General features: G+C 70.7%; 9 protein-coding genes. 6 read left to right on the top strand and 3 right to left on the bottom strand.

Features of this window, described 5'->3' with window-relative positions; genetic code table 11:
- Window positions 1-21: 21 nt before the first annotated feature.
- On the bottom strand, window positions 22-897 hold the full coding sequence (locus DFR74_RS33095) for an oxidoreductase (protein ID WP_067512641.1): 876 nt from the start codon (window positions 895-897) through the stop codon (window positions 22-24).
- A 73-nt stretch (window positions 898-970) separates the two neighbouring features.
- Between DFR74_RS33095 and DFR74_RS33100 the strand changes: the two genes are divergently transcribed.
- The gene (locus DFR74_RS33100) at window positions 971-1,603 is read left to right on the top strand and encodes a TetR/AcrR family transcriptional regulator (RefSeq protein ID WP_084538036.1); all 633 of its coding nucleotides are present in this window, start codon (window positions 971-973) and stop codon (window positions 1,601-1,603) included.
- A 16-nt stretch (window positions 1,604-1,619) separates the two neighbouring features.
- Here DFR74_RS33100 and DFR74_RS33105 read toward each other — a convergent pair whose 3' ends face one another.
- Both DFR74_RS33105 and DFR74_RS33110 read right to left on the bottom strand, forming a co-directional pair.
- A complete protein-coding gene (locus tag DFR74_RS33105) occupies window positions 1,620-2,567 on the bottom strand; it encodes a sigma-70 family RNA polymerase sigma factor (protein WP_067512643.1) in 948 nt (315 codons plus the stop codon).
- Window positions 2,568-2,611: 44 nt separating this feature from the next.
- Complete coding sequence (locus DFR74_RS33110) at window positions 2,612-2,848, bottom strand: hypothetical protein (RefSeq protein ID WP_067512644.1); 237 nt, start codon at window positions 2,846-2,848, stop codon at window positions 2,612-2,614.
- A gap of 116 nt (window positions 2,849-2,964) precedes the next feature.
- Here DFR74_RS33110 and DFR74_RS33115 point away from each other — a divergent pair, with 116 nt between their 5' ends.
- The 5 genes from DFR74_RS33115 (at window position 2,965) to DFR74_RS33135 (ending at window position 8,587) form a co-directional block, all read left to right on the top strand.
- The gene (locus DFR74_RS33115; RefSeq protein ID WP_067512646.1) at window positions 2,965-3,597 is read left to right on the top strand and encodes a TetR/AcrR family transcriptional regulator; all 633 of its coding nucleotides are present in this window, start codon (window positions 2,965-2,967) and stop codon (window positions 3,595-3,597) included.
- Window positions 3,598-3,666: 69 nt separating this feature from the next.
- Complete coding sequence (locus DFR74_RS33120; protein ID WP_067512650.1) at window positions 3,667-5,700, top strand: MDR family MFS transporter; 2,034 nt, start codon at window positions 3,667-3,669, stop codon at window positions 5,698-5,700.
- A gap of 292 nt (window positions 5,701-5,992) precedes the next feature.
- Window positions 5,993-6,649, top strand: a complete 657-nt coding sequence (locus tag DFR74_RS33125) for a PadR family transcriptional regulator (protein ID WP_067512652.1) — start codon at window positions 5,993-5,995, stop codon at window positions 6,647-6,649.
- Window positions 6,650-6,822: 173 nt separating this feature from the next.
- Window positions 6,823-8,013, top strand: coding sequence for an FAD-dependent monooxygenase (locus tag DFR74_RS33130; RefSeq protein ID WP_067512654.1), 1,191 nt, complete (start codon window positions 6,823-6,825; stop codon window positions 8,011-8,013).
- A 133-nt stretch (window positions 8,014-8,146) separates the two neighbouring features.
- Window positions 8,147-8,587 (top strand): AMP-binding protein, encoded by a 441-nt coding sequence (locus tag DFR74_RS33135; protein ID WP_067512655.1) that lies wholly within the window; start codon window positions 8,147-8,149, stop codon window positions 8,585-8,587.
- The last annotated feature ends 33 nt before the right edge of the window (window positions 8,588-8,620 follow it).

Below are 8,620 nucleotides of genomic sequence, written 5' to 3' on the forward strand. Positions count from 1 at the left end.
CGTAGGAGCAGGTCGGCCCGCTCAGAGCTTGTAGACCACCCCGGTCATCCGCTCGGACTCCTCCCACAGGCGGCGCAGCAGCTCGGGGTTGTTCGAAAGTTTCGTCGACGCCGAGGGTTCCACCGGTCCCTGGCTGCCGAACAGCCGGTTCGGACCCCAGTAGGTGGTGGGATCGGCGTCGGGCTCGGTGGCCGCGAACAGCGTCGAATGCGCCGCCTTGTGCGGCGGGTGCCCGATCAGGCGGACGAACGGCTTGCTGATCTTGTCCAGCGGCGTCTCGGTCCTGGCGAACAGGTCGGTCGCGGAGACGCCGGGGTGCACGGCGTAGGAGCGCTTGGCCGAACCGGCCTCGGTGAGCCTGCGCTGCAATTCGCGCGCGAACATCAGGTTGGCCAGCTTGGCCTGGGCGTAGGCGAGATTGCGCTGGTAGCGGCGGTTCTCGTAGTTGAGATCGTCGATCCAGAGCTTGGGCGTCTGGCGGTGGGCGATGCTGGCCAGCGTGACGACCCGGTCGCGGATGCGGTCGAGCAGCAGTCCGGTGAGCGCGAAATGCCCGAGGTGGTTGACGCCGAACTGGGTCTCGAACCCGTCGGCGGTGCGGGAGAACGGGATGTTCATCAGGCCCGCGTTATTGATCAGCACGTCGAACTCGCCGGATTCGTCGGCGAAGCGGCGCACCGAAGACAGGTCGGCCAGGTCGAGGGCGGCGACCCGCACGTCGCCGGGGATCGAGGCGGCCACCGGCTCGGCCTTGGCCGCGTTGCGGCAGGCCATCACCACGGTCGCGCCCTTGGCGGCGAGTACCTTGGTGGTCTCGGCCCCGAGGCCGCCGTTCGCGCCGGTGATGACGAACGTGCGCCCGGTCTGGTCCGCGATCTGCTCTGGTTTCCATGCCATACGCACGTACCTTACTCCGGAGTAAGTTCCGGGGGAAGGGGCAGTCGCGCCGATGTTCGCTACGGTTGAAAACGTGACGACCACGGTGGGCAGGCAGTACGGCGGGCGTGCCGTCGCGGAACGCAAGGCCGAGCGTCGCTCGCGGTTCCTCGACGCGGCCACCCGCCTGTTCGCCGAGCGCGGTTACACCGAGGTCTCGCTGGCCGACGTGTGCGCCGGCGCCGGACTGTCCAAGCGGCAGTTCTACGAGGAGTTCGCGACCAGGGAGGACGTGCTCGTCGCGTCCTACGACCGCATCCAGGAGGAGGCCACCGCCGCGGTGACCGCCGTGCTGGGCGAGCTCGATCCCCGGCTCGGTCCCGAGGCCGCCATGACCGCCGTGATGACCGCCTACGTCGGCTCGCTCGGCGCCGATCCGTACCGGGCGAAGGTCGCGTTCATCGAGGTCGTCGGCGTGAGCGAACGGTTGGAGCGCCACCGCAGGGAGCGGCGGCACGCCTGGGGGCGGGTGCTGGAGGACGAGGTGGTGCCGCGCGTTGTCGCGGGCGGGCGCATCCGCGGCCTGCCAGGACTGGCCGCCAGCGCCATGATCGGCGCCGTCAACGGCCTCACCCACGAATGGCTGCTCTGCGACCCGCGCCCGCCGGTGTCGGAACTGGTCGAGCTGCTGGTCCCGATGGCCATCGCGCTCATCGAGACGCCATGACCACCGGGCGCCGCGCTCAGCCGAGCATGCCCTCCAACCGCCGCCTGCGGGCGGGCTGACGCAGTTTGCCCAGGGCCTTCGCCTCGAGCTGGCGCACCCGCTCGCGCGAGACGCCCAGCGCCGTGCCCACCTGTTCGAGGGTGCGCGGCTCACCCCGGTCCAGGCCGTAGCGCAGCAGGATCGCCGTGCGTTCGCGGTCGGTGAGCGTGGCGAGCACCGCGTCCAGCCCGCCGCGCAGCTGCGCGGCGGCCACCAGATCGGCCGGATCGGGCGCGTCGTCGGGAATCAGCGCGCCCAGTTCGGTGTTCTCGCCGACCGGCGCGTGCAGCGAGACCGGTTCGCGGCCCGCGCGCAGGATGTCGTCCACCTGCGCGGCCGTGAGATCCAGTTCCGCGCCGATGCGGGCGCTGTCGGGCTCGCGGCCGAGTTCCTGCGCCAGCGCCAGTTTGGTGCGGGCGACCCGGTTGTGCAGCTCCACGGCGTGCACCGGCAGGCGGATGGTGCGGCCCTGATCGGCCAAGGCGCGGCCGATCGACTGCCGGATCCACCAGGTGGCGTAGGTCGAGAGCTTGAGCCCGAGCCGGTGGTCGAACTTGTCGACCGCCCGCATCAGCCCGATCGTGCCCTCCTGCACCAGATCCAGCAGGGAGACGCCGACCGGCGTGGGATAGCGCTTCGCGATCGACACCACCAACCGCACGTTGGCGCGGACCATGTGGTCCTTGGCGAGTGCGCCGTCGGCCGCGGCGGCCCGCAATCGACGGCGTTCGGTGGCGTCGAGTTCGATTCCGGCGCTGTCCTTTTCGTCGAGGGTGCGGCGGGCCGTCACGCCCGCCTCGATGCGGCGGGCGAGGTCGGCCTCCTCGGCGGCGGTGAGCAGGGCGGTGCGCCCGACGGCGCGGAGATAGTCGCGCACCGCGTCGTCGGTGACGGTGGCGGCGCGCTGGTGTTCGGACTGGGGCACGGGTGCGTCCTCTCGGTCGGGCTGGTCGATCGGGGCCGGTTTCCTCAGCGGCCCTGTGCGCGCCGCAGACCGGTGGGCCTGCCGCCGTGGATCTGGCTGTGCCGGATTCCCTGTGCCGCGCCGCGGCGGGCACGCGCCGGATTCGTGCGGCGGTCGACGGCGGTCGCGCGGCGAATGGCGTTCTCGAGAGTGGTGTTCGCGGTGTGGTCGGCCATGGTGGGTGCTCCCTCGAAGTCGGTGCGGTGCTGGGTCGGGGTCGCGGTGGGAAGGCCGTGGGTCATGCCGGGTGGTGCTCCTGTCCGTCGGTGCCGCCGGAGGGCGACGAGAACAAAATTAGAGCAGGCATAAAAATATGTCAAGCATAAATTTTGACCGGACCGATGTTAGAGTTCCCGGCATGACCGAACAGGGACTGCGCGCCCGCAAGAAGCAGCAGACCAGGGAGACCATCTCGCGGCGCGCGACCGAGCTCTTCCTCGAGCGCGGCTTCGACAAGGTGACGATCGCCGAGATCGCCGCCGCCGCCGACGTCGCCAAGATGACCGTGACGAACTACTTCCCCCGCAAGGAAGACCTCGCCCTCGACCTCGGCGAGGTGTTCGTGGAACAACTCGCCGCCACCGTGCGCGACCGGGAAGCGGGGGAGTCGGCGCTGGCCGCGTTGCGCCGCGCGTATCTCGCCGCGGCCCGCGCGTGCGATCCGGTGGTGGGGTTCTCCGGTCCGGAGTTCGCGACCATGATCGTGCGGAGCCCGGCGCTCACGGCGCGCCTGCGCGAGTTCCACGAGGAGCGCGAGGCGGTGCTCGCCCGCGCGCTGGCCGCGGAAACCGGTGCGGCACCGGAGGATATCCGCCCGCGGGTCGCCGCCGCCCTGCTCGGCGGGGTGCACCGGGTGCTGTTCGAGGAGACGATGCGCCGCACCCTCGCCGGGGAGTCGAACGAGAAGATCTCGCGCGCGCTGGTCGCCTACATCGGCGAGGCCTTCGGCGCGCTGGAACCCGCCCTCGGCGATTACGCGGTGCGCGTCTGACCGGGTACCGCCGGTTCGCCACCGTGTCGCTGGCCGATCGGGCGCGCGGCGTCGGCCCATACTGTCACGATGAGCGGAGCAGTAGCTGTCGCCGAGGAGCCCGCGCGTGAGCCGCTGAGCCGCGCTCGCACCAACGTCGTCTTCGCCACCGTCGTGCTGGGCATGCTGATGGCGGCGCTCGACCAGACCATCGTCTCCACCGCCCTGCCCACCATCGTCGCCGACCTCGGCGGCGCGGGCCACATGGCGTGGGTCGTCACCGCCTACCTGCTGGCCGAGGCGGTCGCCACCGCGCTGGCCGGCAAACTCGGCGACCTGTTCGGCCGCAAGCTGATCTTCCAGCTCAGCGCCGTGATCTTCATCGCGGGGTCCATGCTCGCCGGCCTGGCCAACGGGATGCTGCTGCTCATCGTCGCGCGCGGCATCCAAGGCGTCGGCGCGGGCGGGTTGATGGTCACCTCGATGGCGCTCATCGCCGACACCATCCCGCTGCGCGAACGCGGCAAATACCAAGGCGCGCTGGGGGCGGTCTTCGGCGTCACCACCGTCATCGGCCCCACGCTGGGCGGGCTGTTCACCGACCACGCCAGTTGGCGGTGGTGCTTCTACGTGAACGTGCCGGTCGCGATCCTGATGATCGTCATGGCCGCGCGCACCATTCCGCGCGTGCGCGCGATCGCCCGCCCGATCATCGACTACGCGGGCATCGGCCTGGTCGCGCTCGGCGTCTCCGGCCTCATCCTGGGCCTGGAGTGGGGCGGCACGGAATACCCTTGGGGCTCTTGGCAGATCATCGGCCTGTTCGGCGCCGCCGTGGTGCTGCTGACGGCCTTCGTCGCGGTGGAACTGCGTGCGGCGGAACCGATGCTGCCGATGCGGTTGTTCCGTAGCAACGTCTTCACGGTCTGCTCGGTGCTGAGCTTCATCGTCGGATTCGCGATGCTCGGCTCGATGACCTATCTGCCCGCGTATCTGCAATACGTGGACGGTGTTTCGGCCACCATGTCCGGCGTGCGCACGCTGCCGCTGGTGGTGGGGCTGTTCCTCACCTCGATCATCTCCGGACAAGTGGTCGGCAGAACCGGCCGCTACCGGTACTTCCCGATTGCGGGCACGGCGGTGATGGTGATCGGCCTGTATCTCATGTCGACGATGGGCCGCCACACCAGCGTGTGGCTGGAATCGCTGTACATGCTGATCCTCGGGCTCGGCATCGGCCTGGCCATGCAGGTGCTCACCATCGTCGTCCAGAACACCGTGCCCTACGCCGATCTCGGCACCGCGACCTCCGGCGTCACCTTCTTCCGCACCCTCGGCAGCGCGTTCGGCACGGCGGTCTTCGGCACGCTCTACTCCAACAAGCTCGAGTCCGAACTGGGTGCGGCGCTGGCTCAGGTGCGGGTGGTGCCGCCGGAGGTGGCCGCGAATCCCCAGGCGCTGCGCGCGCTTCCACCCGAGACGGCCGCGCCGATCATCGACGCCTACGCCGCGACCATCGACCACGTGTTCCGCTGGGTGGTGCCGGTCGCGATCGCCGGCTTCCTGGTGGCCTGGCTGCTGAAGGAGGTGCCGCTACGCGACAGCGCGCGGATGGGCGCTTCCGATGTGGGCGAAGGGTTTTCGATGCCCGAGCAGGGCGACCGCGTGGCCGTGCTGGAGCGGGCGGTCTCGGCGGTCATGCGCAAGGCGCGCGCCGAGGGCGAGGTCTTCCCCGGCATCCTCGCCGAGGCGGGCAGTCCGCTCAGCCGCGGTCAGGCGTGGGCGCTCGGACAGGTATACCTGCACAACAGGATTCGCGGTATCGCCACGCTGAACTCGATCGCGCGGGCGCACCGTGTGCCCGACGAGGTGATCGAACCGGTCTACGTGCGAGTGATCGGCGCGGGCTACGTCGACGCCGAGGACGGCGCGCTGCGCCTCACCGAGTCGGGCCGCGCCGAGGTGGACCGCGTGCAAGCCGCCTGGCGGCGCTGGCTCGCCGCGCACCTGGACACCTGGGACGACCGCGATCCGGGCGACCGCGCCCTGCTGGACGAGGCGCTCACCAATATCGCCACAAAGCTCCTCGAAGAACACCTGGACGAGCTCGAGCCCGCCCACTGACGGAGCCCGCCCGCGCCGAACGTGCCATCGGGTTCCACGGGCCCAGCTCGCGGCGTCCAGCCGTTCGGTCCGCGCGGGCAGCGGACCCCCGCGCAGGCGATCGATCAGCCGGCCCGGACAGACACGCGCCACGCCGGTGACGCCGGGGCCGCGCCCGCACGCGATCCGCCCGCACCGCTGGATGCCGCCGCGTCCTCGGCAGGCATCGAACTCAGCACCTGTAACCGCGCACTCCACCCGGTTGTGCCGGAATACTCGTAGACGTATATTCGTCTACGAATAAGGAGGGCGCATGGCCAAGCGCAAGGTGAACAATCTGCTGGCACTCGCGATCCTCTCGGTGCTGGTGGAGCGGCCGATGCACCGCTACGAGATCGCCGCCAAGCTGCGCGAACGCGGCAAGGACCAGGACATGGACATCAAGTGGGGCTCGCTCTACACGGTGGTCCAGAACATGACCAAGGCCGGGTTCCTCGAGGTCGTGGGCAGCGAACGCGACGGCGCACGTCCCGAGCGTGTCATCTACCGCATCACCGACGCGGGTCGCGCCGAAATGTCGGACTGGACAGGGGAACTCGTCGCTTCCCCCCGTACCGAGCACCGCGCCTTCACCGCCGGGCTGTCCGTTATCGGCGCATTGCCCCCCGAGGAGGTCATCGATCTGCTCGCCACCCGGATCGCCGCGCTGGACGCCGTGATCGCCCGCGTGCGCGCGGAACTGGACGGTCTCGCCAGCAGGCTGCCGCGCTTGTTCGTCATCGAGACCGAGTACTCGGTGGCCATGCTCGAGGCCGAGGCGGCGTGGGCGCGCGCGTGGCGGGCGGAGCTGGTCTCGGGCGAGTTCCCCGATCTGCCGCTGTGGCGGCGCATGCACGAGCCCGGCGCGTCGTCGGCCGAACTCATCGCGATGGTGGAGAGGGGGTTCGCCGAGCCGGAACCTCAGGAGTAATCGCAGATACCGAGCCCGGCGGGGGTGCGGCAACACCGCCCGCCGAGCCCGATGAACCGTCTCGAACCGCGCCCGCTCGCGCGCACCCGGCCACGAGGCTGGCAACCACAGGATAGCTGGGTGGGTGGCACGCGGATCGGTTCGCCGTATCGATCCACGTTCGGAGTACACCTATGTCCACAGTCCGTTCCGCACTCGTCATAGGGGGCGGCATCGCCGGTCCCGTCACCGCCACCGCCCTGCGAAAAGCGGGTATCGACGCCCGCGTCTTCGAGGCGTATCCGGGCACCTCACACGGCATCGGCAGCGGGCTCGCGCTCGCGCCGAACGGCATTGCCGCACTGGAGATCATCGGCGTCGCCGACGCCGTGCGCGCCATCGCGCAGCCGGTGTCGAACCAGGTCCTGCTGGTCGGCGGCAAACGCCACCGAGTGCCCCGCCTGACGGACGCGCCGCCGATGCAAGTGGTGGCCAGGGCCGATCTGCACCGCGTGCTGTCCGAGCACGCGATCTCGGCCGGGGTGCCGGTGGAGTCCGGCAGGCGGCTGGTCGGCGTGGACGAGCACGCCGACGGCGTCACGGCCCGTTTCGCCGACGGCAGGACCGCGACCGCCGACATCCTCGTCGGCGCCGACGGCATCCGTTCCACCGTGCGCGACCTCATCGACCCCGCCGCGCCGGGTCCGCACTACACCGGCATGCTCGGCTTCGGCGCCACCACCGACTGCCCGTCCGAAACCGCCACCGGCACCATGGTTTTCGCGTTCGGTAAACGCGCCTACTACCTGTTCTGGCCGCTCGGCGACGGCCGCGTCACCTGGGGCGCCAACCTCCCGCACCGGGAGTACCTGACGCTCACCGAGGCGCGCGCCGTCCCCGCCGCGCGCTGGCTGGAGATCCTGCGCGACACCTACGGCGACGACGTCCCCGGCGGTGAGCTGGCGCGCAATACCACCGAGGAGCAGCTGGAGATCACCGGCGGCCTGCACATCATGCCGCCGGTCCCGCACTGGTACCGGGAGCGGATGGTGCTGGTCGGCGACGCCGTGCACGCGCCGTCCAACAGTTCCGGGCAGGGCGCGTCGCTGGCCGTCGAGAGCGGCGTGCAGCTCGCGCGCTGCCTGCGCGACATCCCCGATCCGGCGCGGGCGTTCGCGGCCTACGAACGCCTGCGGCGTGCTCGCGTGGAGGGCATCGCCGCGCGGGCCGCGAAGATCAACCACAGCAAGACGCCCGGCCCGATGGCCCGCCGGATCATGAACCTGCTGATGCCGCTGCTGGTCAAGACGGTGATGAACCCGGACAAGACGCAGGCCGACGAATTGCGCTACCGCATCGACTGGGACGAACCGGTCGCGGTCTGACTTCGTCCCCCTTGGTGGGGAAACGTTCACCCTCGGAGGTGGCGGGGCAGCACTGGGGTTCCTGTCGGCGGCGGCCGTTCTCGGCGAGATTGGAGTGGTCACCAGAACACCGCGAACCAGGGAGGAGCACCGCATGTGCATCCAGGCCGACACCACCACCCGTGCGATCGAGAACGGCGGGCTCGCCACCGTCACCAGGATCGACCCGGCGGCCGTCGCGGTGTCCACCCCCGACGGCGACCTCACCTACCGTGAGCTGGACGGCTGGTCCAACCGGCTGGCGCGGGTGCTGCTGGAGCTGGGCGCCCGGCCCGGCGCCCGCGTCGCGATGGCGGTGCAGCCGGCGATCGAATCGGCGGTGACGCGGCTGGCCATCACCAAGACCGGCGCCACCCCGGTGCCGGCCGCCGCCGACGCCGCGCTCGGGGTGACCACCAAGGCGGGCCGGGACGCGCTGGCCGACGACATCGGCTGGCTGGTGCTCGACGACCGCTCGACGCTGGTGCGCTACCTCACCGGCTCCGACGCGCCGCTCACCGACGACGAACTCGCCACGCTGCCGAAGGCGTCGTGACGACGCGCCGCCGCGCACCCCGGCATCCGTCCT

The organism is Nocardia puris (assembly GCF_003315035.1).
GTDB classification, from domain to species: Bacteria; Actinomycetota; Actinomycetes; order Mycobacteriales; family Mycobacteriaceae; genus Nocardia; species Nocardia puris.

Excerpts from the sequence above, each read along its gene's own strand:
- DFR74_RS33095 (WP_067512641.1), bottom strand. The coding sequence starts at position 897 with ATGGCATGGAAACCAGAGCAGATCGCGGACCAGACCGGGCGCACGTTC.
- DFR74_RS33110 (WP_067512644.1), bottom strand. The coding sequence starts at position 2,848 with ATGACCCACGGCCTTCCCACCGCGACCCCGACCCAGCACCGCACCGAC.
- DFR74_RS33115 (WP_067512646.1), top strand. The coding sequence starts at position 2,965 with ATGACCGAACAGGGACTGCGCGCCCGCAAGAAGCAGCAGACCAGGGAG.
- DFR74_RS33120 (WP_067512650.1), top strand. The coding sequence starts at position 3,667 with ATGAGCGGAGCAGTAGCTGTCGCCGAGGAGCCCGCGCGTGAGCCGCTG.
- DFR74_RS33125 (WP_067512652.1), top strand. The coding sequence starts at position 5,993 with ATGGCCAAGCGCAAGGTGAACAATCTGCTGGCACTCGCGATCCTCTCG.
- DFR74_RS33130 (WP_067512654.1), top strand. The coding sequence starts at position 6,823 with ATGTCCACAGTCCGTTCCGCACTCGTCATAGGGGGCGGCATCGCCGGT.
- DFR74_RS33135 (WP_067512655.1), top strand. The coding sequence starts at position 8,147 with ATGTGCATCCAGGCCGACACCACCACCCGTGCGATCGAGAACGGCGGG.